At 70.3% G+C, this 24,075-nt stretch carries 26 protein-coding genes; 17 read left to right on the top strand and 9 right to left on the bottom strand.

Going from position 1 to position 24,075, the window contains the following annotated elements:
* Positions 1-36 precede the first annotated feature (36 nt).
* Together ACYVF7_RS07440 and ACYVF7_RS07435 are read left to right on the top strand one after the other, a co-directional pair.
* A complete protein-coding gene (locus ACYVF7_RS07440; RefSeq protein WP_460336825.1) occupies positions 37-816 on the top strand; it encodes a thioesterase family protein in 780 nt (259 codons plus the stop codon).
* Positions 817-882: 66 nt separating this feature from the next.
* A complete protein-coding gene (locus ACYVF7_RS07435) occupies positions 883-1,929 on the top strand; it encodes a DUF2332 domain-containing protein (RefSeq protein ID WP_460336822.1) in 1,047 nt (348 codons plus the stop codon).
* Positions 1,930-1,950: 21 nt separating this feature from the next.
* On the opposite strand, the gene ACYVF7_RS07430 is transcribed toward ACYVF7_RS07435, so the two are convergent.
* Positions 1,951-2,841: a helix-turn-helix transcriptional regulator gene (locus ACYVF7_RS07430; RefSeq protein WP_460336820.1), complete on the bottom strand. Its 891-nt coding sequence runs from the start codon at positions 2,839-2,841 to the stop codon at positions 1,951-1,953.
* A gap of 170 nt (positions 2,842-3,011) precedes the next feature.
* On the opposite strand from ACYVF7_RS07430, the gene ACYVF7_RS07425 reads away from it, so the two are divergent.
* Both ACYVF7_RS07425 and ACYVF7_RS07420 read left to right on the top strand, forming a co-directional pair.
* Positions 3,012-3,980, top strand: coding sequence for an NADP-dependent oxidoreductase (locus tag ACYVF7_RS07425; protein ID WP_460336817.1), 969 nt, complete (start codon positions 3,012-3,014; stop codon positions 3,978-3,980).
* Positions 3,977-4,567, top strand: a complete 591-nt coding sequence (locus ACYVF7_RS07420; RefSeq protein ID WP_460336815.1) for a short chain dehydrogenase — start codon at positions 3,977-3,979, stop codon at positions 4,565-4,567. The genes ACYVF7_RS07425 and ACYVF7_RS07420 overlap by 4 nt, the downstream gene beginning before the upstream one ends.
* Positions 4,568-4,622: 55 nt before the next feature.
* Here ACYVF7_RS07420 and ACYVF7_RS07415 read toward each other — a convergent pair whose 3' ends face one another.
* Both ACYVF7_RS07415 and ACYVF7_RS07410 read right to left on the bottom strand, forming a co-directional pair.
* Positions 4,623-4,715, bottom strand: coding sequence for a DUF397 domain-containing protein (locus tag ACYVF7_RS07415; RefSeq protein ID WP_460336813.1), 93 nt, complete (start codon positions 4,713-4,715; stop codon positions 4,623-4,625).
* Positions 4,703-5,497 carry a helix-turn-helix domain-containing protein gene (locus tag ACYVF7_RS07410; protein ID WP_460336810.1) on the bottom strand — a complete coding sequence of 265 codons (795 nt, stop codon included), beginning with the start codon at positions 5,495-5,497 and terminating at the stop codon, positions 4,703-4,705. The genes ACYVF7_RS07415 and ACYVF7_RS07410 overlap by 13 nt, the downstream gene beginning before the upstream one ends.
* 139 nt (positions 5,498-5,636) lie before the next feature.
* Between ACYVF7_RS07410 and ACYVF7_RS07405 the strand changes: the two genes are divergently transcribed.
* Positions 5,637-5,924, top strand: coding sequence for a hypothetical protein (locus ACYVF7_RS07405; RefSeq protein WP_460336807.1), 288 nt, complete (start codon positions 5,637-5,639; stop codon positions 5,922-5,924).
* Positions 5,921-6,115 (top strand): hypothetical protein, encoded by a 195-nt coding sequence (locus ACYVF7_RS07400; protein WP_460336804.1) that lies wholly within the window; start codon positions 5,921-5,923, stop codon positions 6,113-6,115. Before ACYVF7_RS07405 ends, ACYVF7_RS07400 begins: the two co-directional genes overlap by 4 nt.
* Positions 6,116-6,128: 13 nt before the next feature.
* Here the strand turns inward: ACYVF7_RS07400 and ACYVF7_RS07395 are convergent, their stop codons facing one another.
* Both ACYVF7_RS07395 and ACYVF7_RS07390 read right to left on the bottom strand, forming a co-directional pair.
* On the bottom strand, positions 6,129-7,040 hold the full coding sequence (locus ACYVF7_RS07395; protein ID WP_460357820.1) for a GNAT family N-acetyltransferase: 912 nt from the start codon (positions 7,038-7,040) through the stop codon (positions 6,129-6,131).
* Between the two features lie 138 nt (positions 7,041-7,178).
* Positions 7,179-7,946 (bottom strand): SDR family oxidoreductase, encoded by a 768-nt coding sequence (locus ACYVF7_RS07390; RefSeq protein ID WP_460336800.1) that lies wholly within the window; start codon positions 7,944-7,946, stop codon positions 7,179-7,181.
* Between the two features lie 70 nt (positions 7,947-8,016).
* Between ACYVF7_RS07390 and ACYVF7_RS07385 the strand changes: the two genes are divergently transcribed.
* Positions 8,017-8,886: a LysR family transcriptional regulator gene (locus ACYVF7_RS07385; RefSeq protein WP_460336797.1), complete on the top strand. Its 870-nt coding sequence runs from the start codon at positions 8,017-8,019 to the stop codon at positions 8,884-8,886.
* Between the two features lie 84 nt (positions 8,887-8,970).
* Positions 8,971-9,525: a flavodoxin family protein gene (locus tag ACYVF7_RS07380; protein ID WP_460336794.1), complete on the top strand. Its 555-nt coding sequence runs from the start codon at positions 8,971-8,973 to the stop codon at positions 9,523-9,525.
* 11 nt (positions 9,526-9,536) lie between these two features.
* Here the strand turns inward: ACYVF7_RS07380 and ACYVF7_RS07375 are convergent, their stop codons facing one another.
* Both ACYVF7_RS07375 and ACYVF7_RS07370 read right to left on the bottom strand, forming a co-directional pair.
* On the bottom strand, positions 9,537-10,151 hold the full coding sequence (locus ACYVF7_RS07375; protein WP_460336791.1) for a histidine phosphatase family protein: 615 nt from the start codon (positions 10,149-10,151) through the stop codon (positions 9,537-9,539).
* 60 nt (positions 10,152-10,211) lie between these two features.
* Entirely contained in the window at positions 10,212-11,546 is a 1,335-nt protein-coding gene (locus ACYVF7_RS07370; RefSeq protein WP_460336788.1) for a PEP/pyruvate-binding domain-containing protein, read from the bottom strand.
* A gap of 59 nt (positions 11,547-11,605) precedes the next feature.
* Here ACYVF7_RS07370 and ACYVF7_RS07365 point away from each other — a divergent pair, with 59 nt between their 5' ends.
* Together ACYVF7_RS07365 and ACYVF7_RS07360 are read left to right on the top strand one after the other, a co-directional pair.
* Positions 11,606-12,001, top strand: coding sequence for a DNA-binding protein (locus ACYVF7_RS07365; protein WP_460336785.1), 396 nt, complete (start codon positions 11,606-11,608; stop codon positions 11,999-12,001).
* Positions 11,998-12,633, top strand: coding sequence for a transcriptional regulator (locus ACYVF7_RS07360; RefSeq protein ID WP_460336781.1), 636 nt, complete (start codon positions 11,998-12,000; stop codon positions 12,631-12,633). The genes ACYVF7_RS07365 and ACYVF7_RS07360 overlap by 4 nt, the downstream gene beginning before the upstream one ends.
* Positions 12,634-12,642: 9 nt before the next feature.
* Here ACYVF7_RS07360 and ACYVF7_RS07355 read toward each other — a convergent pair whose 3' ends face one another.
* Positions 12,643-14,124 (bottom strand): hypothetical protein, encoded by a 1,482-nt coding sequence (locus ACYVF7_RS07355; RefSeq protein ID WP_460336778.1) that lies wholly within the window; start codon positions 14,122-14,124, stop codon positions 12,643-12,645.
* A 376-nt stretch (positions 14,125-14,500) separates the two neighbouring features.
* Between ACYVF7_RS07355 and ACYVF7_RS07350 the strand changes: the two genes are divergently transcribed.
* The 7 genes from ACYVF7_RS07350 to ACYVF7_RS07320 all read left to right on the top strand — a co-directional run bounded on the left by ACYVF7_RS07350 (position 14,501) and on the right by ACYVF7_RS07320 (position 22,340).
* Positions 14,501-15,061, top strand: coding sequence for an RNA polymerase sigma factor (locus ACYVF7_RS07350; RefSeq protein ID WP_460336776.1), 561 nt, complete (start codon positions 14,501-14,503; stop codon positions 15,059-15,061).
* Positions 15,058-15,936: a hypothetical protein gene (locus tag ACYVF7_RS07345; protein WP_460336773.1), complete on the top strand. Its 879-nt coding sequence runs from the start codon at positions 15,058-15,060 to the stop codon at positions 15,934-15,936. Before ACYVF7_RS07350 ends, ACYVF7_RS07345 begins: the two co-directional genes overlap by 4 nt.
* 455 nt (positions 15,937-16,391) lie before the next feature.
* A complete protein-coding gene (locus ACYVF7_RS07340) occupies positions 16,392-16,877 on the top strand; it encodes a (2Fe-2S)-binding protein (RefSeq protein WP_460336770.1) in 486 nt (161 codons plus the stop codon).
* Entirely contained in the window at positions 16,874-19,339 is a 2,466-nt protein-coding gene (locus ACYVF7_RS07335) for a xanthine dehydrogenase family protein molybdopterin-binding subunit (protein WP_460336767.1), read from the top strand. Before ACYVF7_RS07340 ends, ACYVF7_RS07335 begins: the two co-directional genes overlap by 4 nt.
* 58 nt (positions 19,340-19,397) lie before the next feature.
* The gene (locus ACYVF7_RS07330; RefSeq protein ID WP_460336765.1) at positions 19,398-20,243 is read left to right on the top strand and encodes an FAD binding domain-containing protein; all 846 of its coding nucleotides are present in this window, start codon (positions 19,398-19,400) and stop codon (positions 20,241-20,243) included.
* Positions 20,244-20,460: 217 nt separating this feature from the next.
* Positions 20,461-21,519, top strand: coding sequence for an SRPBCC family protein (locus tag ACYVF7_RS07325; RefSeq protein WP_460336762.1), 1,059 nt, complete (start codon positions 20,461-20,463; stop codon positions 21,517-21,519).
* A gap of 35 nt (positions 21,520-21,554) precedes the next feature.
* Positions 21,555-22,340 carry a carbon-nitrogen hydrolase family protein gene (locus ACYVF7_RS07320; RefSeq protein ID WP_460336759.1) on the top strand — a complete coding sequence of 262 codons (786 nt, stop codon included), beginning with the start codon at positions 21,555-21,557 and terminating at the stop codon, positions 22,338-22,340.
* A 34-nt stretch (positions 22,341-22,374) separates the two neighbouring features.
* Here the strand turns inward: ACYVF7_RS07320 and ACYVF7_RS07315 are convergent, their stop codons facing one another.
* Positions 22,375-23,916: a serine/threonine-protein kinase gene (locus tag ACYVF7_RS07315; RefSeq protein WP_460357818.1), complete on the bottom strand. Its 1,542-nt coding sequence runs from the start codon at positions 23,914-23,916 to the stop codon at positions 22,375-22,377.
* Positions 23,917-24,075 lie beyond the last annotated feature (159 nt).

Raw genomic sequence — 24,075 nt, 5'->3', positions numbered from 1 at the left:
CTGTCGTCTCGCCGGCCGATATCCGAGGATCGTTCCATGAGCGATCAGCCCGAAGCCTTCTACCTGCCTGCCGGCGACGATGTCTACGAGCCGACCAGCGCCACGGAAAGCCCCTGGGACCGTGACGCGCAGCACGGCGGACCCCCGACCGCGCTGCTGGCCCACGCCATCGACGCCACGATCGCGCCTGGCATGCGGATGGCCCGGATCTCGGTGGACTTCCTCGCCCCCATCCCCCGCCGCCCGGCTCGTGTCGAGGTCACCCCGCTGCGTCCCGGCCGGCAGGTCCGCCTCGCCGAAGCACATCTGATCGTCGAGGGGCAGGTCGCGGTGACCGCCCGCGCCTGGCACATCGCGACCGGCCCGACCCCTCCCGTACGAACCGAGAGCGCCCCGCCGCCTCCGCTTCCGCCCGCCGGGCCGTACGCCTTCGACGGCATGGCCGACTGGGGCTACGGCCGGGCCATCGAATGGCGCTTCACCGGCGACGACCGTGACACTCGCGGCTCCGCGCAGGTGTGGACCCGCGTCCGCCTCCCGTTGATCGCGGGACGGAAACTCACCGGTCTGGCCCGCACACTGATCGTCGCCGACTCCGCCAACGGCCTGTCGGCGACTCTCCCGTTCGACCAGTGGCTGTCCATCCCGCCCACCATGACCACCACGCTGCTGCGCCACCCCGACGGCGAATGGGTCCACATGGACTGCCGCACCCACCTGGCCGACGACGGCCTTGGCCTGACCAACGCCACTCTTTCCGATTCCGACGGGCGTCTCGGAGACGTCGCCCAGCCTCTCCTCATCCGCCAACGGTGAGCGTCTCGGCCCTGAAGCTGGGCGACCAAGAGGCCGTCGGCGGACTGATCGACTTAGGCTGACGGGATGTCCGATCTTGATCGCGTTCGGAGGCTCTTCGGTGAGGCGTGGGTGTTCGAGAGCTCACCGCTGTATCGCGCGTTGGGCGAGACGGTGGCTTCGAACGACACGTTGCTGCGACTGGCCGCCAAGGCCAGGACGGGGCAAGTCCCCACCTTCGCGTTCTTCGGCGCCGTTCATCACATGCTGTTGTCCGGAACCGATCACGAACTCGCCGAGTTCTATCCTTCGATCGTCGGTGAACGGGCCCGTCCGGCCGACAAGGCAGGACCGGCGCTCGTATCGTTCTGCGCGACCTACGAGGCCGAGCTGACCCGGCTGATCAGCACCAGGCTGGTGCAGACCAACCACGTTTCCCGGGCGCTCGGCCTGCGCCTGGGGCTCAGTGTGATCGCCCGCGAGGTGGACGATCCGATACACCTGATCGAGGTCGGCGCCAGCGCCGGGCTCAACCTGCGAGTCGACCGCTACGGCTACCAGGTCGGGGGACGGCGATTCGGCGACCAGCGTTCGCCGGTCCAACTGCACGCCCGCCGGCATGGCCCCATGCCGATACCCGATCTCGACGTCCAGCCGGGCTTGGCCTCGGTGACCGGCATCGACCTGCACCCCATCGACGTCGAAGATCCTCAGGCCAGGCGGTGGCTGGAGGCGCTGGTCTGGCCGGAAAACCATCATCAGCGCGAGAACCTGGCCGCGGCGCTGGCGCTGGTCGCCGACGACCCACCCGCCATGCGCGCAGGTGACGCCATCGATGTGTGCCCCGTCCTCGCCGACGAGCTGCCGGCCGTGGCACCCCGCGTGGTGTTCCACAGCGCCGCCCGTATACACGTACCGGCACATCGCGTGAGCGCCTTCGACAGCGCCATCGCCACTCTCGGTGACCGGGGTCCGCTCTACCGCCTGTCGATCGAATATCCGCCGGATCCTGATCCACGACCCGCACCGGCTCGCCCCGGTATCGCCTTGACTCTGCACCGGCCGGACGGCACCGCCACCGATCTCGCCGTCGTCGACGGCCACCTTGACTGGATCGAGCCACTCACCATCTGATCACTCGGTGAAAGCCACGGCTCATGGCAAGCGGAGGAATCCCGGTCGCCGGGCCGGTTCAGTGTTTTCGGCGGTCAGGCCGGCGAGCAGGCGCAGGGCGGATCGGGACGGGGAGTCCGGCTCGGCGGTGAAGATCACCAGTCGCTGGCCCTCGTCGTCCGGGAACTGCAGCAGTTCGTCGGTGAGGGTCAGCGGGCCCACGACGGGGTGCCGGAACTCACGGATGTGATGGGCGCAGCGGCGTACGGAATGGGCCGACCACAGGGCGGAGAACTCCGCGCTCTTCATCGTCAACTCGCCGATGAGCTCGGCGAGGAGACGGTCGTCGGGATACCGGCCCGCGATGAGGCGGAGGTCGGCGACCGTGTCGCGGGCCTTCTTGTCCCAATCGGTGAACAGCTCGCGGATGTGCGGGTCGAGGAAGAACAGCCGCGCCCAGTTGGGCCGGTCGGCCGGCCGTTCGGGTGCGTGGAAGTCCAGATGCCCGGCGAGCAGGGCGTGCCCCATCCTGTTCCAGGCGAGCACGTCGACGCGCCGCCCGAAGACGACGGCGGGCACGTCCCCGAGGGACTCGACCATGACACGGATCGCGGGGCGCAGGCGCTCAGGAGCAGGGCGGCGTCGCGACCCGGACGCCGGACGGGCCAGGGTGTACAGGTGCGCCCGCTCGTCGTCGTCCAGCCGCAGGACCCGCGCGATCGCGTCTAGAACGGCGTCGGAGGCGCCCGGGCTCTGCCCCTGCTCCAGCCGCGTGTAGTAGCCGACGCTCACGCCCGCGAGCCGGGCGAGCTCCTCCCGGCGCAGGCCGGGCACCCGGCGTCGCCCGCCGTAGTCCACCAGCCCCGCGTCCTCGGGCCGGAGCCGCGCCCGCCGTGAACGCAGGAACTCCCCCAACTCCGGACTCTGCTCCATACGGACAGTCTGCCGGTTCGCCGACCGCTGAGCCTGCACCTGTCAGAGGTAGGAACCGTGGTCCTACCTCCCGCACAGGGCTCGGCACGATCCGCGAGGGCCGCCAGAGTCGGATCGTAATCCCGATCGCCGGGACGCGGACTCGTCGATGACCAGACCTGGAGGTCACTGTGGGGGAAACGATGCGCGCGCTCGTCGCCACGACGTACGGCGGGCCGGAGGTGTTGCGGATCGCCGAGGTGGCGCGGCCGGAGCCCGGTGCCGGGGAGGTCCTGGTACGGGTGGCCGCTGCCGGTACGAACCCGGCCGACTCCGTCGCCCGGGCGGGCCTGATCCGGGACTGGTTCGGTGAGGGCCCGTACGTGTGGGGCTGGGACGTGTCGGGCGTCGTCACGGCCGTCGGCCCGGGAGTGGTGCGGTTCGCGCCCGGCGACCAGGTCTTCGGGATGCCGCGCTTCCCGCAGCCGGCCGGGGGTTACGCCGAGTACGTTCGCGCACCCGCTCATGAACTCGCCGCCAAGCCGGACGGCATGGACCACATGGCTGCGGCGGCGCTGCCGATGTGCGGCCTCACCGCCCTGCAGACGCTCGACCTGGCCGGTGTGTCGCCGAGGCAGCGCGTGCTGGTCAACGGCGCGGCCGGCGGGGTGGGGCACCTGGCCGTGCAGTTGGCGAAGACGCACGGGGCACAGGTCATCGGCGTCGCCCGCGAGGTCAACCACCCCTTCCTCAAGTCGATCGGAGCGGACGACGCGGTGGACTACACGACCACGCGCGTCGCCGACGCGTTCGACGACCTCGACGTGGTGATCGACTGCGTCGGCGACGACGGCCTGGTGGCCACGCTTCGACGCGGCGGGGTGTTCGTGTGTGTCCCCGGCGCGGCGCAAGGCCGCGGACCGTTGGAGGAGGCCGCCGAGGCGTCCGGGGTCCGCGTCGTACGGCATGTCGTCCACCCGGATGGGGCGGGGCTGGCCCGCCTGGCTCAGCTCGTCGAGTCCGGATCGCTGTCGGTCGCGGTCAGCCGGACGCTGCCGCTGGAGGAGGGCGCTGTGGCGCACGAACTGCTCGACACGGGTCACACCCGGGGAAAGATCGTCTTGGTCGTCCGCGACGAGGAGGCGGGTGATCGAGCATGAAGATCCTCGTGATCGGCGCGAGCGGCACCATCGGATCCATGGTCGTCGCCGCCTTGGAGGACAAAGGCCACGAGGTCGTACGGGCGTCCCGGAACGGACCGGTGGCGGTGGACATGACCGACCCGGCCTCGATCGAGGCGGCCCTCACATCGGTGTCCGGCCTCGACGCCGTCGTGTGCTGCGCGGCGAGCGGCCGGTTGACGCCTCTCGCGTCCGCCTCGGACGAGGACTTCACGGCCGGCCTGCACGGCAAGCTGCTCGGACAAATCACCCTCGTACGCCGGGCGCTGCACCTCGTACGTGACGGCGGATCAATCACCCTCACCAGCGGCGTCTTCGCCGAACCGACGCCGGGAGGCGCGTTCGGGGCCCTCGTCAACGCCGGCCTCGACGCCTTCGTCGAGGCCGCCGCGATCGAGATGCCCCGCGGCCTGCGCCTGAACGCCGTGAGCCCAGGCTGGGTCAGCGAAACCCTCGAGGCGATGGGCGAAGACGGCTCCCAAGGGACTCCGGCGAACGAAGTGGCCCGCGCCTACCTCGAAGCCGTCGAAGGAACGACGCAGGGTCAGATACTTCTCCCGAGATGAAGAATCCCCCGCCCTTGGCTCCGGTTTAGCAAGGGCGGGGGACGTCAGCGGTTCGCTACTTGTCGCTCTTCTCAGCAATGGCGACCTCGACGCAGTTGCCACCGTTGTTGGTGCTGCGGGTCGACTTACGCCAGCTCAGCTTTCCCATGATTCTGCTGCCTTCGTGATGAGCTCAGTCGATGCGTTCTCAGGTAGCGCCTTCGCGCTCAACAGCTGCCAGACTCGCCGGATTGCGGCGACATCTTCTGGTTTTTCTACCACGTCCCCGCGGAGCGCGTTGTCGACGTACGCGACCTCCGAACCGTCGATACTCGCGAGCACGATCGCAGCCCCAGCGAACCCGGCGTGCGCTCCCGCCGCGAAAGGGATCACCTGAATGATGATCATGTCTCGCTGCGAGAGCTCGACCAGCCGCATTAATTGATCACTCATGACCTCCGGGCCGCCGACCGGTCGCCGGATCACCGCCTCATCGAGCACCGCGTGGAACAGTGGGGGATCCTCACGCGCCAGGATCTTCTGCCGTGCCAGCCGTGCGCTCACCTGCCCCTCCAGACCAAGGGGAGCCGGCTTCCCGAGCCGAAGGACCGCTCGCGCGTATTCCTCCGTCTGCAAGAGGCCTGGAACCACCAGCGGCTCGAAGGTCAGCAGCGCCGACGAGTCAGACTCGGCTCTCGTCCACTTGTCGAGCCACTCCGGTGCGACCTCCCTACTGACCAGATCATCGAGTATCCGCAGTATTACATCGGGAAGGCCCAGAATGTTCGTTAGGTGAGGAAGGTATTCCGTTTTCGGGATGAGACGTCCGGTTTCCCACGATGCGACGAGGGATTCGGAGACCGGGAAGGTCTTCGCCAGTTCGGCGCGGGTGAGCTGCTTCGATTCGCGGGCGTGGCGGATCTCTCGGCCGACGAACTGCCGCGCCGTCATGTGGTTTCCCGACATCTCGCTGCACACCTTCCACACAAACGCGGAGCGCGCCCTGTGTGCCCACGCTCCACTCATTGGGGGCTCCCAGCGTACGACTCCTCAGTCATTCTGTGGAGTCAAACGACAACAAGGAGTCACCGTGACCATCAATTCACTGGAAGACGTCCACGAACTCGCCGGAAAACTCGTGACGGCCTGCCAGGCCGCCGGCCTGGACGCCCAGCAGCAGGGGCCGACGCGCGTATATGTTCACGCGCCGGGGACCAGCAATCACCTCGCGGAGATCATCACGGCGAAGCCGGATGAGACCGAACGCCTCTGCTGGTGGTGGAGCTGGGACAAGCCGATCTGCGGCGCGGACGAAATCGAGAAGGCCGTCGAGATGATCAAAAAGGTCGTCTCCGTTCCGCTCCCACCCCGGAAATGACCTCGCCCGACGAGCTCATGCGCTCCGTCAACGAATTCCTCGACACCCTGAACGCGATCGGCTCGCAGGGAGTGTCCCAGGCCGCCGAGCTGACGCAGCTGGACCGGCTCGTACGGCGGTATCCGGAGGCGGCGCGAAAGAGCCTCGAACTCTACGACCGGCAGTTCCGCCCCGACCGGGCGAATCCGTAGACGTGGCCAGTCCTCAGCGCGCGGCCTTGGTCTTGATGAGTGGCGCGTCCCGCGACAACTCCTGGAACCCGACGCTGTAGTACAGCCCGCGCGCCTGGGGATGCCCCGGCGCACCCAGACAGGCGACCGTCATATGGGTGGCCCCGGCCGCCCGCGCCAGATGCATCCCGTGCAGAAGCATCGCCCTCGCCAGCCCCCGCCGCCGGTAGGCCGGATGCGTCCCGACCGGCTCGAACTCAGCGGTCTTGTTCGCCGCATCGAGCCACATGATCGTCGAGGATGCCATCGTTCCGTCCGGTGCCTCGACCAGGATGTGCAGGTCGCCGCGGTACCCCGCCGTCCGCCGGACGCCCTGGTAGCTCTCGGCCGTGTACGTCGAGGGAGACCAGGCGTCCAGATGGGCCTGGACCGCGGCCTCCGGCCCGGCCTCCTCAGCGGTGCGGAACCGGAACCCGTCCGGCAGTGCCGGCTGTTCCACGTCGGTGAGGTCCCGCTCGTTGAGCTGGGTCCAGGACCCGGAGTCGCCGAGCGAGGCCGGGTCGGTCTCATAGCCGTGCGCCGCCCAACGCTCCAGGGCGAACTCATCGGCGGCGCCGGGCACCACCGTACGCTCGAGGTCTCCCGCCGTAGCGTCGTACCAGTCGATCACCTCGTCGACCAGCCCGGCGTGATCGGGATGGACCTGATACGCCAGATAGGCGCCGGTGACGTCCTTCACCGACCCGTCGCTGCGCCTCACCTGGTGCGGAAGATGGGTCCAGCCCCACGCCACCAGATCCTCGCCAGAGAACCACAGCCGACGCCGCCAGCTCGCGCCGTCGCCGGCGTGCCCCTTGCCCCAGTTCCAGGCCAGCTCGCCGAAAGACGCGTCGCTGTTCACCAGCTCCGGGCGCGTGGCGGTGACACGCTGCGCCAGACCCTGCATGAGCTGTACGTCCGCGGCTGTCACAAACTCGGCGTTCGGCACAGTGCGCCACTGTGTCAGGACTCCGCAAAGCCGTCGAGCCGTTTTCCCGGGCCGCCGATCGGGGCAGCCGGGAAGGTCATCGGCCGCGGCGTGGACTCACCAGGGGATGACGTCGTCCGGTGAATCCGGTCCGCGGAAAACGCCGGTGGGGCCGTCGGCGGGGATCGTGGCGAGCAGGGTCGGGACGACGGCGCCGTCGGCCGTGGTGCGGTCGCCGCGGGGGAAGGTCGCGGCGGCGTTCTGGTCGGTCGGCACCAGCCCCGGGCTGACGGCGTTGACCTTGATGCCGTCGGCGCGAAGGGCGTTGGCGTAGATCAGCGTCAGGGCGTTGAGCGCGGCTTTGGACGAGCCGTAGGCGAGGGACGCGCGAGTCGAGACAGGGCTTGTCGGGTCGCTCAGGAGGGTGAGCGAGCCGAGCCCGCTGGACATGTTGACGATCCGCGGATTGTGGGAGCGGCGGAGCAGCGGCACACAGGCTGAGGTCACCGTGACGACGCCGAAGACGTTGACCTCGTACACCTCGCGGAGTTGCGCGGCCGTGATGTCGGCGGCCTGGACACCCCACTCGACCATGATCCCGGCGTTGTTGACGAGCACGTCCAGCCGTCCCGCCTCGGTCCCGATCCTGTTGACGGCCGCCTCGACGGTTCCCGGATCGGTCACATCGAGTTGTACGAACCGGATATCCAGGCCGCCGCGGATGGTGGCCGATTCCTTCTTCAGTTCCTCGACGGCAGAGTGGCCGCGCTCCGTACTACGGGCGCCGAGATATACGGTGCAGCCCTGCTCGGCGAGGCGGCGGACGATCTGTCGGCCGATGCCTTTGTTTCCGCCGGTGACGAGTGCTACTTCAGTCGCGTTCATGCCTTCCACTCCAGCCGTCGGGGCTCCGAAAGAGAAAGACCGAGTGGGTGCACCGCCATACCCTGCCGGTATGCCGGAGCCGGAAATCCGCGAACTGCGCTACTTCTGCGCCGTCGCCGAGGACCTGAACATCACCCGCGCGGCCGAGCGGCTCGGCATCGCCCAGCCCCCTCTGTCCCGGGCCATACGGCAACTGGAGCGCCGGCTCGGGGTCGCCCTGTTCGATCGCACCGAGAAGCGGCTGACGTTGACCCAGGCCGGCGCGACGCTAGTCAGGGAAGCGGCCGTCGTCCTCCGCGCCCTCGATTCCGCCGTACGCCGGACGCGGCGTGCGGGCCTTCCCGGCCGGAGCCTCGTGGTCACCGCCAAACCAGGGGTGGCCACGGAGTTGCTGCACCGGATCTGCGAACGGTCCTCCGCCGAGCCGGACGCGCCGGAGCTCCAGGTCGTGGTGAGCGGGTTCGGGGAACAGGCCGACATGGTCCGCGACGGGCGCGCGGACATGGCGATCGCCGGGTGCTTCGACGGCCACGACCTCGACACCGAGCTGCTGAGCACCGAACCACGCGTCGCGGCGCTCGCCTCCGGACACGAACTGGCCGTGCGCGATGTCCTCAGCACCGCCGACCTGATCACCGAGCCGGCACCGCGATGGAGTGACTCGACGGCCGTCGACCGCGGCTACTGGCTGGGCAACCCGGATCGGCCGGCCGACGGCCCGGTCGTGCGGGACACCGCCCAGCTACTGGAAGTGGTCGCCCTGGGCCAGGCCGTCGCGCTGGTGCCTGCCTCACTGGCCGCCAGGAACGTCCGCCCCGACGTGACGTACCGTCCGGTGCGCGACGCGGCCCCGTACCAGACCCTGGCCCTGTGGCCGACGGGCAGCCGATCGCCCTGGATCACCTGGTTCGTCAAGACGGCCCTGGAGAGCGCCCGCTGACACCCGGCGCCCCGCTGGTTCTGGTCAAGGCGAGGGCTGCGACGGCGACGGCTCGGATGACATGGGGCCTGCTTAGATGATCCGATGCGAAAGTTCTTGTTCGTGCTGGGTAGTGCGCGTTCGGGAGGTAACACTGAGGAGCTGGCGCGCCAGGCCGCCGCGCACCTTCCCTCGGACGTCGCCCAGCAGTGGCTGCGCCTTCGCGAGCTCCCATTGCCGGACTTCCAGGATGTCCGCCACGTCCCGGGCACCGTCTACGCCGAGCCGACCGGGAACGAGCGGGTCCTGTTGGACGCCACGCTCGAGGCGACCGATCTCGTCATCGCCTCCCCCCTTTACTGGTACAGCGTCTCGGCCGCCACGAAGCTCTACCTCGACTACTGGTCGGGCTGGCTCCGCGTGCCCGAAGCCGACTTCAAGGCCAGGATGCACGGCAAGACGATGTGGGCGATCAGTGCGATCAGCGAGGAGGACCCGGCCATGGCCGACCCTCTCCTGGGCACCCTGAAGATCACCGCCGACTACATGGGCATGCGCTGGGGCGGGGAGCTTCTGGGCTATGCGAATCGCCCAGGCGACATCCTGGCCGACGAGAAGGCCTTGGGAGAGGCCAAGCGCTTCTTCGCGCTCTGCGGCTAGTACGAGCCACCTCACGGCCTGATGCGTTCGGGGAACCCGGTCCAGCGCAAGTCGGCCGGGAGATGGCTCATGTCGTTGAACATCACGATCGTGGGCGGTAGGCCGTTGCGGTACTCGATGACCGTCAGTGCCGTGTTGGCGCTGTTCAGCCCGAGCCACCGGGATGGCGGCGCGTCGAGTGCGTGCCGCACCAGCCACGCGATCGGGTAGGCGTGCGTCACCAGGACCTCGTGGATGTCGGGCCGGGTCCGTTTCGCGGCCGTGTCGGGGACCTTCGCGAATCGGGCGACCAGGGCCTCGGCTAGCCTCCGGCCCGAGGCCGCCTCGGTGTCGTCGTAGCCGTCGAAGAAGCCGGCCCAGGGCGCGGGTGTTTCGGCCGCATCAGGGACGTAGGGCACGTGGTCGACGAGTTCGGGGGCCTCGGTCACGGGCACGTTTGGTAGATGCCGGGCGAGTTCGCGCGCGCTTGCTTCGGCGCGTGGGAGCGGAGAGTGCCACACGGCGTCGACCGGTACGCGGGCGAGCCGTTCGCCCAGCAGGCCGGACTGCCGGCGCCCGATGTCCGTGAGCTGTCCGAACGCGTCGGCCGCGCCGTGGCGCGCCAGGTAGAGGACTCGCGTTGTCATCGGTGATCGGGAACGCGGGGTCCGTGCGGGCCCGTTTCCCGTCTCCTTTCGGCCCATCGGTCAGGCGTTCGTCGCCGTGACGGTGCCGGCGGTGCCGTCGATGGTGATGACGGCGTCGTCGCGGAGTCGGCTTGTCGCGTTCGGGATGCCGAGGACGGCGGGGATGGCGCGCTCGCGAGCGACGATCGCGGCGTGGGAGAGCACGCCTCCGGTCTCGGTGACGACGCCGGCGGCGATGCGCAGCAGCGGTGTCCAGGCGGGGTCGGTGAAGGGGCAGACGAGAATGTCGCCCGGGTGTACGCGCGCGAAGTCGCCGGGGCCACGGACGATCCGCGCGGTGCCGGTCACGGTCCCGTGGCTGCCGGGTGTTCCGGTGAGTGCGGCGGGTGGGGTGTCCACGGCGCCGGAAGGTGGCGGCGGGGGTGCGGCGGTGACCAGCCGCGCTTGCAGAATCCAGACGCGGCCATCGACGATCGCCCACTCGATGTCCTGCGGTCCGCCGAGCACGGCGGCGATCTCCTTGCCCAGCTCGGCGAGGTGCGTGGCGGTCGCGTCGTCGATCGCGGGCTGGTGCCGGGCGCGGGTGGGGACGTCGCGAACGACGAGCCGGGTGCCGTGCCGGTCGAGGCGGGTCCGCTTGTCCGCGAGGGTGCGTGTGACCGACCCGTCGTCGGCTACGCGATAGGCGTCGGGGGTGACCGTGCCTCCGACGACGCTGGGGCCGAGGCCCCAGGACGCCTCGATCCCGGTCGCGTCGCTCGGGCCTGCGGGCGTGAACATGACCCCGGACACCTCGGCGTCCAGGAGACGTTGGACGATGACGGCCATCGCGAGATCGTCGTGGCCGGAGGCATCCCGGTAGCCGATGGCACGTGGAGACAGCAGCGAGGCCCAGCAGGCACGTACGGCGTCGGCGACCTCACCGACTCCGCGCACCGCGAGAAAGCTCTCGTACTGACCGGCCGCCGACGCCTGACCGGTGTCCTCGTCCGCCGCCGATGACCGCACCGCCACGGGCGGGTCGCCGAGCTCGTCGAGTGCGCGCCCCAGCGCGTCGATCACGGTGGCGTGGAGCGGGCGGGCCTGGATCGCCTGCCGCACCGCGTCGAGGTCGACCCGCTCGCCGGCCGACCGTCCGAGGCCCGGCTCGCCGGCCAACCGCCCGACGCCCAGGTCGCCGGCCGACTGCCCAAGACTCAGCTCGCCGGCCAACCGCCCGACGCCCAGGTCGCCCGCCAACCGTCCGACGCCCAGGTCGCCGACGGCGGCCAGGTACGCGGTGAATGGGACGACGAAGCCGTCCGGAACCGGCAGGCCCGCGCGGAGCAGCGCGCCGAGTGCGCCGGCCTTGCCCCCGCAGGTATCGGCGGCAGCCTCCATCAGGGGTACGATCACCAGCCCGGCCTTTCAACGAATTGTTGACAACGTTTTGTTGAGTCTCCATCATGAGTCGCATGCAGCGCAAGCAGGACTTCACTCACACCACGCGCGCCGACGACGTCCAGGCTCAGCGTGAGCACGACGCGTCTGCGCGTCTGCTGGGCCTGGGCGCGGACGCGCTCGACGCCCGTCCGTGGCGGCCCTCGCCCGCCCCGCCGTCGGCGGTCGACCTCGTACAGTTCGCCGTCTGGCGCTGCGCCGACCTGGGCCCGGAGGACGTCCTGAGCGCCCTCACCCTCCTGCAGGCCGCACGCGCCGAGGTCGAAGGGCTCGAGTCCGCCCTGCTGTTCATCGCGCGGAGTGCGGGACTGACCTGGGCGCAGATGGCGGACGCGATGGGGTTCAACTCGCCGCAGGCGTGCCAGCAGCGGTACACCCGCCTGACGGCACGACAGGACGCCGACTCATGACGCGGGACTCTCCGCTCGGCCTCCTGGTCCTGCACGCCGTGCGCATCACCGGGTTCGCGGACACTCCCGTCCTCGCTCATCGGTACGGGCTCGACGAGGCCGAGACGAAAGAGGTGCTGCGCGACGCCCAGGCACGTGGCTGGGTCGAGCACACCGCCTTCGCCGGCACCGAAGGGTGGTCGTTGACCGAGGCGGGCCGAGCCGAGAACGAGCGCCGGCTCGCGGCCGAGCTCTCGCGCGACGGCGCCGCCGACGAGGTCCGTGACGTCTACCGGGGGTTCCTCCCGCTGAACGCCCTCCTGCTACAGGCCTGCACCGACTGGCAGCTCCGGCCCGCAGCCGACGATCGGCTCGCCGTCAACGACCACTCCGATCCCGCCTGGGACGCCGGGGTCCTCTACGAGCTCGCCGGCGTCGACCGCGCGCTCACGCCGCTCGTCGACCGGCTCGGGAGCGTCCTCACGCGGTTCCGCGGATACGACGAACGATTCACCGCGGCCCTGGCGCGCGCCCGGGCCGGGGAGGGCGCCTGGGTCGACGGCACCGGCGTCGACTCCTGCCACCGTGTCTGGTTCGAGCTCCACGAAGACCTCATCGCCACGCTCGGCCTCGACCGGCACGCGCAGCCCTGACCCTGCGTCCTACCGACGCTTCCTCACCACCCGACCCGCGTAGCCGCGCAGCGAGGCGACCACGCCGCCTCCCGTCTCGGGATCGGCGGCGTCGCGGCGGGTGTAGACGAGGGCGGCGGCGATGCAGGCGACAGGGACCGCCGGGATGACGTAGCGGTAGTCGAACTCCGCGGTGGTCGGGGGTATGACGATCGCGACGACGGCCGCCGTCCAGGGCAGCAGCGCCTCCCACCGCCGGCGCAGCAGCGCCCCCAGCCCGACGAACAGGATCAGGCCGAACATCGTGCCGCGCAGGAAGAAATAGCGCTGGTACACCTGCATGATCCGGGCGTACGGCCGTACGACGTGCGTGTTGAGGTGACCCGGGTCGTACGGGCGCATCCGCCGGACCGCGGTACGGGGCGGCTGCGGCGGATGCTGCTGGAAGAGGTAGTAGCTGTAGGTGGTGTTCTCCGGGAACGGCGGGTGCTTCCACCGGAACGTCCGCAGCAGGTCGGAGGTCACGGTGCCGACGTAGTCGCCGGGCTGGGCGAGGATCGCGCGCTGGGCGAAGTCGCCCGCGCGGGCCTCGGTCTCGGCCGTGAACTTGTGCTTGCCGAGCCGGTGGAACGGCGAGATCCGGCCCCAGATGTAGAACTGCGACCGCCCCCGCTTGTCCGGGGGCGTGTCGCTGCACAGCGGCAGTTCGTCGACCGGGGGCTTCATCTTCTTGCAGTCGGCGAACGGCATCGTCCTGCTGTAGAGGAAGATCCCCGTGCTGTACGTGAGCGCGAAGCGGTGCGTACGGGAGGAGAACCACCCGGCGTACAGGACGATCGGCAGCAGCCCGGCGACGAGCCCGGCGGCGACAGCGCGCCAGCCCGCCCGCCGTACGGCCAGCCAGGCCAGCAGCAGGACGAGGACGGGGAGACCCACTGAGCGGGTGACGGCCGCGAGGCCGACGAGGAGGCAGACGAGGGCCACCCGCCGGGGGCTGAGGGTGTTCCGCCACAGGGCGAGGGTGACGGCGAGGGTCACCAGGAAGGTGAAGAGCGTGTCGGACAGGATGAGGTGTTCGAGCTGGATGCCGAAGGCGTCATACAGGGCGGGGATCGCCGCGGCGGACGCGAGCCAGGTGGGCAGCGCGAAGCGGTGGCGTAGCAACGCGTAGACCATGACGCCCACGGCCACGCCCATCGTGTGCTGGACGAGCACGACGAGCGTCAGATTGTGGAACGGCGAGAGCAGCCGCAGGAACAGGGAGTAGCCGCTGGGCCGGATCAGGTTGGGCGTGAGGGTCAGCGCCCCGCTGACGTAGTCGTACGAGTCGGGGAACCACATCGCGCCGCGGTATCCGAGCATCGCCACCAGGCGCAGCCCGATGGCGGGTAGCAGCACGACGAGGAAGACACGGTGCGCACCGGCGACCGCCAGGGCCTGGCGCACGCGGCCGCGCACCGCCCCGTCCGCCGCCGACGGATCGTCGGCGACGCGTTCCTCGACACTGGTCACGACCCCTCCGTTCAAAAGCGACGGAACAACACAATGCCACCGTTCTGGGCGATCCGTCGGATCCCGTACGACGAGAGCGCGTTCAGGGCGGCCTCCTGCTGGTCTGATGGCGCGGGGACGCCGCCCATCCGCGTGATGTCGATGACGACCCGGTCGAAGAGGGCGACGTCACAGCGGTCGGGGGCTTCGACAGTAGCGATGTTTTCCGAAAGGTCCGGTTAATTCATCAAGAACTCCGCGTGGGGCCTGTGTCCGTACGATCCGGCACCGGGTGCTCTCTCCGGCGGACCTCGCGGGTGTAAGGCGGACGGCCCTCCCGACATGAAAGGGGTGATCGCATCCCGACCAGTGAAGGAGGCCGACGTGAGGGTGCCCCGTGGCAGATGACCGACGGGACCGGTTCGAGGCCGTCTACCTGGACACGTACGAACGCATCCTGGGCTATGCCACGCGCCGGTGCGACTCCCCCGAGGACGCCGCCGACGCGGTGTCCGAGACGTACGCGATCGCGTGGCGGAAGATCGACAAATTGCCGGCCGGCGACGAGGCGCGGCTGTGGCTGTACGCCGTGGCACGCAAGGTCCTGGCCAACCACCGGCGTCGCGAGCGGCGCCGCCAGGCCCGGAGCGCCCCGCTCCAGGAGGAACTGAGCGGGCTGTACGGCGCGGTGCCGTCCCCCGAGGACCGGCCGGACCTGCGGATCGTCGGGCAGGCCTTCCGGAAACTGCCGGACCGGGATCGGGAACTCCTGTCGCTGACGGTGTGGGAAGGCCTCGACGCCGCCGAGATCGCACAGGTCCTCGGCTGTTCACGCAACACCGTGCACGTCCGGCTGCACCGTGCGCGCAAGCGCCTGGCACGCACGCTGGCGGACGCCGGCGTGGAAACGGGACGGTCCGGCAGGACCGCTCCGCTGACCGAGGGGAGGTCGCTGTGAACGACATCGACGAACTGGTCGGCCGGCTCGCCCGGGTACGCGACGGCGACCTGACGGGCGCACGCCACCGCCCGGCCGCCGGGGCGCTGCTCGATCAGGTCACGACAGCCACCACCCGACCGGCACCCGTCCGCCGAAAGCGGCGGCTGCTGCTGAGCGCGACGGCGGCCGCCCTGGCGATCGGCGCCGTCGTGGGCGTCGGACTGAACACCCGGGGCCAGGCCCCGGCCGTCCGGAACGTCAGCGCGGTGCTGGACATCCAGCACCACGGGACGATCTACGCCGTCTACGTCAAGGACGCCTTCGCCGATCGCCGGAAGTACGCCGAGGAGTTCCGCAGGGCCGGGCTGACCGTCGACCTGTCGATCGTGCCGGCGTCCCCGTCGCGGGTGGGGAAACTCCTCGGGGTCTCGGTGGGCGATCCCCCGAAAGGATCGAAGGACGGCGGCGACACGACCGTCGACGACTACCCGGCCAAGTGCCCCGCCGGCTCGGACGGATGCCCCCTCGGCCTGCGGATCTCCACGACCAATCCGCGGATCCCCATCGAGGTGCTGCTCGGCCGCAAGGCCAGGCCCGGCGAGGTCTACAACGACACCGGCGGGCAGGGCGACGTCACGGTCAAGGGCGAGATCCTCCAGGGCACGCGGATCGAGGGACGCACGCTCGCCCAGGTGCTGACGATCCTGCGCAGCCACAACCTGTCCGTCGCCGGCTATCGCCGCAGCACGCTGAACAGCGGCGGGGCCGGCTCGTCGGAGGAGATCGTGCCGGCGCGCAGCGTGAAGCCCACCGACCGGGTCGGACAGGTCCTCGCGAACAGCGCGACCTCGGTCATCGTGATCGTGGGGCAGGTCCCCCACGAGACCGGCTGACCAGATTGATGATCTTCGCGGCGGCGTCCCAGGGCCGCCGCGGGGATCGCGTTCGCGACAGCGCCCAGGCACGGTCAACCGGCGTCCACTTTTTGTCTTCCCTCTGGCCTAATCCGGCATTCCCGGCTTACGTTGAAACACACGCCTCCTGCCACTGGAGCCAGCGATGTCGCGTAATCGTGCGAAACGCATCCGACGAGCCAGCGCCAAGATCCGCCGCAAGCACCGCGAAGGCGCCCGGCGCAGCCACAAGGTGAACACGCACCACCAGTTCAACCACGGCTGACGCCCCGCGCCCGAACCGTGCTCCGGGGACCGGTGCGCCGCCCCCGTCTGGATGTCTGCGCCCGTACGACGCCGGCGCCCGTGGGGCGGTCGAGCACGGGCTCGGCGCGCCCGAACGGCCTCCCCGGATCCGCATATCCGTGTCCGAAACGCACTTCCTGGGAGGACGAATGCCGCGTGTGTCGGTGGATGTCGACGGTGTCAAGTACGAAGACGAGGTCGAGCCACGCCTCTTGCTCGTGCACTACCTACGCGAACGGCTCGGCAAGGTGGGCACCCCCATCGGCTGCGACACGTCCAACTGCGGAGCCTGCACCGTCCTGATGGACGGCCTCAGCGTCAAGAGCTGCTCCGTCCTCACCGTCCAGGCGGACGGCCATGAGATCACCACCATCGAGGGCCTGGGCGACGGGCAGAACCTCCACCCCATGCAGCAGGCGTTCCACGAGGAGCACGCGCTGCAGTGCGGCTACTGCACCCCGGGCATGATCATGGCCGCGCTGGACCTGCTGCGGGAGAACGCCGACCCGTCCGACGAGGAGATCCGCGACGGCCTCGAAGGCAACCTGTGCCGCTGCACCGGCTACCAGAACATCGTCCGTGCGGTCCGCCGGGCCGCCGACGGCATGCGGCAGGCCGAGGAGGCGCGGTCATGAGCGAAGTCGCTCCAGAAGCCGTCGCCGAGCAGGTCACGCCGAGCGCGCCGGACGCGGCGGGCGAGGTGGGGCGGGCCCGGAGGCGTTCGGAGGACGCCCGGCTGATCACCGGGAAGACCAACTGGACCGACAACATCCAGCTGCCCGGCCTGCTCCACGTGGCGTTCCTGCGCAGCCCGATGAGCCACGCCCGGATCAGCCGGATCGACGTCGAGGCCGCCCGCGCGCGGCCCGGGGTGATCGCCGTCGTCACCGGCGCGGACCTGGCCGACGAGCAGGGCAGCCTGCCGTGCGCGTGGCCGGTCACCGAGGACATGGTCCTGCCCGACCACCCGCCGATCGCGGTCGACGAGGTGCGGTACGTCGGCGAACCGGTGGCCGCCATCGTGGCCCGGGACCGGTACGCCGCCACCGACGCGCTGGAGGCCATCGACGTCGACTACGAGGCGCTGCCGGCCGTCGTCGACATGGAACGCGCGATCGCGGAGGGCGCCGACCTCGTCCACGCCGACAAGGGCACGAACAAGAGCTACACGTGGGTCTTCGAGGCCGGTGACCTGGGCGCGGCGTTCCGGGACGCGCCCGTGGTCGTCGAGCGCCGTTACGTCCAGCAGCGGCTGATCCCGACGGCCATGGAGCCCCGCGCCGTGGTCTGCTCGGCCGTCGGCGACGAGTACACGCTCTGGTCGGCCACGCAGATCCCGCACATCCTGCGGCTGATGCTCGCCACGGTCACCGGCATCCCCGAGCACCGGCTGCGGGTGATCGCGCCGGACGTCGGCGGCGGGTTCGGCTCGAAGCTGCAGGTGTATGCCGAGGAGGTCGTCTGCCTGCTGCTGGCCAAGCGCCTCGGCCGCCCGGTCAAGTGGACCGAGTCGCGCAGCGAGGGCAACATGGCCGTCCACCACGGCCGCGACCAGATCCAGCGGCTGTCCCTGGCCGCCGACCGCGACGGCCGGATCCGCGGCCTGAAGGTCGACCTGCTCGCCGACATGGGCGCGTACCTGATGCTGGTCACGCCCGGCGTTCCGCTGCTCGGGGCGTTCATGTTCAACGGCATCTACAAGATGGACGCCTACTCCTTCCAGTGCACCGGGGTCTTCACGAACAAGACGCCGACCGACGCGTACCGGGGCGCGGGCCGGCCGGAGGCGACGTTCGGCATCGAGCGGATGATGGACGAGCTCGCCGCCGAACTCGACCTGGACCCCTTGGAGGTACGCCGGCGGAACTGGATCCGGCACGAGGAGTTCCCGTACGACACGATCTCCGGGCTGACGTACGACTCCGGCAACTACGAGGCCGCCACCGAGAAGGCGATGCGGCTGTTCGAATACGACAAGCTGCGCGCCGAACAGGCCGACCGGCGCGACCGCGGCGACCCCGTCCAGCTCGGCATCGGCGTGTCGACCTTCACCGAGATGTGCGGGCTCGCTCCGTCGCGGGTCCTCGGCTCGCTGGCGTACGGCGCGGGCGGCTGGGAGCACGCGTCCGTACGGATCCTGCCGTCCGGGAAGGTCGAGGTCGTCACCGGGTCCTCCGCGCACGGGCAGGGGCACGAGACCGCGTGGGCGCAGATCGCCGCCGACCGGCTCGGCGTGCCGTTCGAGGACGTCCGGGTCCTGCACGGGGACACGGGCATCTCGCCGAAGGGCATGGACACGTACGGCTCGCGGTCCCTCGCCGTCGGCGGGGTCGCGCTCTACAACGCCTGCGACAAGGTGGTCGACAAGGCGCGCCGGATGGCCGCGCACCTGCTGGAGGCCGCCGAGGGCGACCTGGAGTTCTCCGGCGGATCGTTCAAGGTCAAGGGCGTCCCCGGCCAGGGCCGTACGCTGCAGGAGGTCGCGCTGGCGGCGTTCGCGGCGCATGACCTGCCCGAGGGGTTCGAGCCGTCCCTGGACTCCGACGCCACCCACGACCCGGACAACTTCTCCTTCCCGCACGGCACGCACCTGTGCGCCGTCGACGTCGACACCGAGACCGGGTTCGTGAAGATCCGCTCGTACGTCGCCGTCGACGACGTGGGGAAGGTCGTCAACCCGCTGATCGTCGAGGGGCAGGTGCACGGCGGCCTCGCGCAGGGCATCGCGCAGGCGCTGTACGAGGAGGCCGTGTACGACGCCGACGGCAACCTGACGACGACCACGATGGCCGACTACCTCGTGCCGTCAGCGGCCGACCTGCCGACCTTCACCACCGACCGCACCGAGACGCCGGCGACCACCAACCCGCTCGGCGTCAAGGGCGTCGGCGAGGCCGGCACGATCGCCTCGACGCCGGCCGTCGTGGGCGCGATCGTCGACGCTCTCCGCCCGTACGGGGTCGACGACGTGCCGATGCCCTGCACGCCCGAACGCGTCTGGCGCGCCCTGCGCGGCGCCCGCGGGCAGGCTCCACCCGAAGGCGCGCCTTCACCAGGTGCCGGCGGCGGTCTCGGATCCGCGGGAGGTGCGGAATGATCCGCCACACCGACATCCAGGAACGGCAGCGCCCGCTCGGATCCGCAGGAGGTGCGGCATGATCCCGGCACCGTTCGAGTACGTCCGGCCGTCCTCGCTCGGCGACGCCGTCGCCGCGCTACGCGAGGCCGACGAGGAGGGCAAGGTGCTCGCCGGCGGGCAGAGCCTGATGCCGCTGCTGCGCCTGCGCCTCGCCTACCCCGAGGTCCTCATCGACGTCTCGGCCGTCCCGGAGCTGCGGGGCGTCCGCGACGACGGCGACTCGGTCTTCGTCGGGGCCATGACCACGCACTACGACGTGCTCCGCGACCCGCTGATCGGCGCGCACGCCCCGCTGCTCGCCGCGGCGACCTCCACCGTCGCCGACCCCGCCGTACGCCACCGGGGCACCCTGGGCGGATCCCTCGCGCACGCCGACCCGGCGGGCGACCTGCCGGGCGTCATCCTCGCCATGGACGGGGTCTTCGTCACGTCGGCACGGGAGATCCCGGCGAGCGACTTCTTCGCCGACTACCTGACGTCGGCCCTGGAACCCGACGAGATCCTCCTCGGCGTCCGGCTGCCGAAGGCCTACACCGGCTGGGGCTTCCACTACGAGAAGTTCCACCGTACGGCGCAGGCCTGGGCGATCGTCGGGGTCGCGTGCCTCGTCCGGCGCACGGACGGCGAGGTCTCCGAGGCGCGGATCGGCCTGACGAACATGGGGCCGACGCCGGTACGGGCGTACGCCGTGGAGACGGCCGTCGCCGACGGCCCGGCTTCCCGGGAGGCGTTCCAGGCGGCGGCCCAGGACGCCCCCGACGGCACGAACCCGCCCAGCGACCTGCACGGTTCGGCGGAGTACCGACGACACCTCGCCCAGGTCCTGACCGCCCGCGCCCTGGCGACCGCCTCGGGCCTCTGACCCGCCGGTGTCGCTTCGCTCGCCTCGGGAAGGTCTCCCGGTGTGAGCGGAGCGCGGTGCCGCGTGGGACGCCGCGGGCGACATCCGCCGGGCCGGCCCCGCCGTCGGCCCGGGGCGTGTCGTCCGCGCGCGGTCGCAGTTCGCCACATTCAGTGGCGAATGCGGCGAAGACCACCGTAATGTCGCCCGCAGACCACCGATCACGAGGAGGCAAGGCATGGAACTCGACCACGAGTTCACCGTTCCGGTGCCGGTGGAACAGGCGTGGCAGGTGCTGCTCGATGTGGAGCGCATCGCGCCCTGCATGCCCGGAGCGACGCTCGACGCGGCCGAGGCCGACGAGTTCACCGGCCGCCTCAAGGTGCGCCTCGGCGCGATGACCATCACCTATCGGGGCGCCGCCCGCATCGCGTCCCGTGACGACGGGGCCCACACGGTCACGATCGAGGCGTCCGGCAAGGAGGCCCGAGGTTCGGGCACCGCCGCCGCGACGGTACAGGCCACGCTGCACGAGGAGGACGGACACACCCGGGTCTCCGTCCACACCAAGCTGAACGTCACCGGACGTCCCGCGCAGTTCGGCCGGGGCATCCTCGCCGAGGTCGGCGGCAAGCTGATCAGCCGCTTCGCCGACAACCTCGCCACCGAGCTGGCGAGCGAGAAGCCGGCGGCCGACGAGACGGCGAGCGAGACCGAGACGGGCACGCCGACCACGAGCGAGACCGGCGCGGGCACGCCGACCACGAGCGGAACCGACGTCGGCACGCCGACCACGAGCGGGACCGCCGCTCCCGCCGAGGCCAGGGTCGAGGCGGACGCGTCCACCGCGGCCACGACCGAGGAGGCGGTCCCCGCGCAGCCCGCGACGAGCGCCCCCGCCGAGCCGCCGACCGTGGCACCCAGCGTGCCGGAACAGACCGCAGCCGACGCCTCGGTCGAGAAGGCGCCCAGTGCGCCGGAAGAGGCCGTGGACGGTGCTCCGACCGGTGCGCCGGAGGGTGCCGCAGCCGAGGCGGCGACCGGTGTCCCCGAGAAGGCAGCGACCGGGACCCCGGTGGCCAACGGGTCCGGTGCCCCGGCGGGGTCGGCCGCAGAGGCCGCCCGTGCTCCGGAAAAGGCCACCGCGAGGGAACCCGTCGGCAGGCCCGAGGCGGAGCCGATCGACCTGCTCGAGATCGCCGGGCCCTCGGTCGCCAAGCGGGTCGTGCCGCTGGTCGCCGGGCTGGCGCTGTTGGTCATCCTCTGGCGCCTGATCCGCCGGAGCGGCGGACGCTGAAAGCCCGCAGTAGGCCCGGTCGGTACGATGCCGCGGTGTCCGCTGAGATGTTCACCGTGGCCCTTGCTCAGATCTCGCCGGAGCCGGGGAATGTGAGGGCGAATGCCATGTCGGCGGCCGCTCTGATCGACACCGCCGCCGACGCCGGGGCTAAGCTGCTCGTGTTTCCCGAGCTTTCCCTCGTGGGCTATGACCTGGACCTTTTCGCCGACCCGTCGGCATGGATCGTCGAGGATGACCCCCGGCTCGACGTCGCCCGTAAGGCGGCAGCGGAGAAAGGCGTGACCGCGGTGCTAGGCGGCGCGTACCGCGAGGCGGACGGTACGGGCTCGATCGCCTCGCTCGCCATGCGCCCCGACGGAGACGTCCATCTTTACCGAAAGCACTACCTGCACGGCCGGGAACGGGATCTGTTCCAGCCCGGGCGGACGAGCAGCGTCCTCGACGTCGACGGCTGGTACGTCGCTCTCGCGATCTGCTACGACGCCGGGGTGCCCGGCCACGCCGAGGCGGCGGCCCGACAGGGCGCCGAGATCTACGCCGGGTCGGCACTCTACACCCTGCGGGAGGCACGGCGCCTGGACGTCCACTTCGCAGCGCGAGCCATGGACAACCGGATGTTCGCCGTCGTCGCCAACTTCGCGGGCACCGGACCGGGCTGGGAATCGTGCGGCGGCAGTGGCGTCTGGCATCCGGACGGCACGCGCCTGACTCAGGCCGGAGCATCCCCGGGACTGGTCACCGCGTCGTTGGCCCGAAGCGAGTTGCGGCGACTACGCGACAACGACACGCTCGCCGGATATCCGCGCGGGGCCGTCTGACTCCGCGCGACCGCCGTTCTGCTGGAGCGACCCTTCACTGCTTCCAGTAGACGCCATGGGGGTCGTCGTAGGTCTCAGTCTGGCTTTGCACCCATTCGACGCCGGTCACCGTGTCACCGGTTGGTATGACGAACAACGCGCATGGCTGGTAGGAGGATCCCTTGGGCAGTTCGTAATTGTTGGGCGGCTGGTCCGCGCATTTGGAGAAGCCGTCTGGGGCCAGGCTGGAGATGGCGGTCCTCCGGTCCTGAAGCACGGCTTCCATGTTCGTCCCGGTGCCGGAGAGGTTGGAGACACCACCGCCGAGATTCTTGACCGTGTACCGGACGTAGAAGGGCGTCATCCCGTCGGTCTGGCCGATGGATTTCAAGGCTGCGAGGTCGCTGGCCGTACCTTTCTCGATCGAGGTGACGGTGATGGCCAGTTTTTCCGCGCTGCCGTTGAGGAACGGCACCATGGCGGTCTGGCCGATCCGGAAGTTCTGGCCTGGCTTCGCCATTCCAGTCGGGGTCGTTCCGCCGGACGATGCCGTCTGTCGCGGACTCGCCGAGCCGCTGCCCTGGCTTGACGGCCGTGACGCGGGCGGTCCCGCCGCCGCTTTCCTGCCCGTGGAATCCGGCCACAACGCGAAGGCACCGGCGCCGACCAGCGCCAGTGCGGCGAGGCTCGCGCCTCCCGCGATGAGGGCTCGACGGTGACCACCTCCGGCGACCTCTCCGTGGGGGCGGGTCGCGTCCCCGACGAACCCGGTATCGGGAGACGTGTATGCGAACTGCGGTGCGATCGCCTGCTCCGGGCCATGGGCGCCGGTGGTGGAGCGCAAGAACGACGCGACGGCCTCCGCGCTCGCAGGCCGGTCTGCCGGGTTCTTGGCGAGCAGGTCGAGGACCAGACGGTCGAGATGCGAGGGCGTCTCCGGTCGCCTGAGACTCGGCGCCGGCGGAGCCTGGTTGAGATGCTGATACATCAGAGCGTGCAGTTCACCTTCGCTGAACGGCAGCGATCCGGTGAGCATCTCGTAAACGACGCAGCCCAAGGCGTACAGGTCGGTTCGATGATCGGTCGGCTCGGCACGGAACTGTTCGGGCGCCATGTAGCCGGGGGTTCCCAGGAAAGCGCCGTTCGCGGTGAGCTGCGTCGTGGCGTTGACGAGATGTGCGATGCCGAAATCGCAGATCTTGAGCCGTCCGTCCGGTGACACGAGCAGGTTCTGCGGCTTGACGTCCCGGTGTACGACTCCACGCCCATGCGCCGCAGCCAGGGCATCGGCGATCTGGGTTGCGAATGACAGCACCTGTGGGATCGCAAGGCCACCCGGTGACGCGTCGATGAGGGAACGCAGGTCCCTTCCTTCGAGCAGCTCCATCACCAGGAACATCGTCGTGCCGGCCGCGTCCTGGTGGTCATCGATGTCGAAGACGACGGTGATACCGGGATGCTGCAACGCCGCCGCCGTCTCCGCCTCCCGCCGGAACCTCGCCACCGCGTTCTGATCCACGGCCAGATCGGAGGAGAGGATCTTGACGGCGACCGCTCGCCGCAAGCGGTGGTCGGTGCCGCGCCACACCTCCCCCATGCCGCCCCGGCCGAGTGGTGCCTCCAACTGGTACCGGCCGGCGAGCGTCATTCCCGGCTGGAGTTCCAGATTGCTGCGCATGACCGCCCCCGTCCGGCGAAGACCTTGATCACGACATTCCACCAGTGATCAACAGTTGCCGTACGTGTTTCGGAAGGA

It is taken from the genome of Actinoallomurus acanthiterrae, assembly GCF_054775715.1.
Note: the sequence above shows the minus strand (reverse complement) of the source record. Positions and strands in the feature narration are given on the sequence as shown.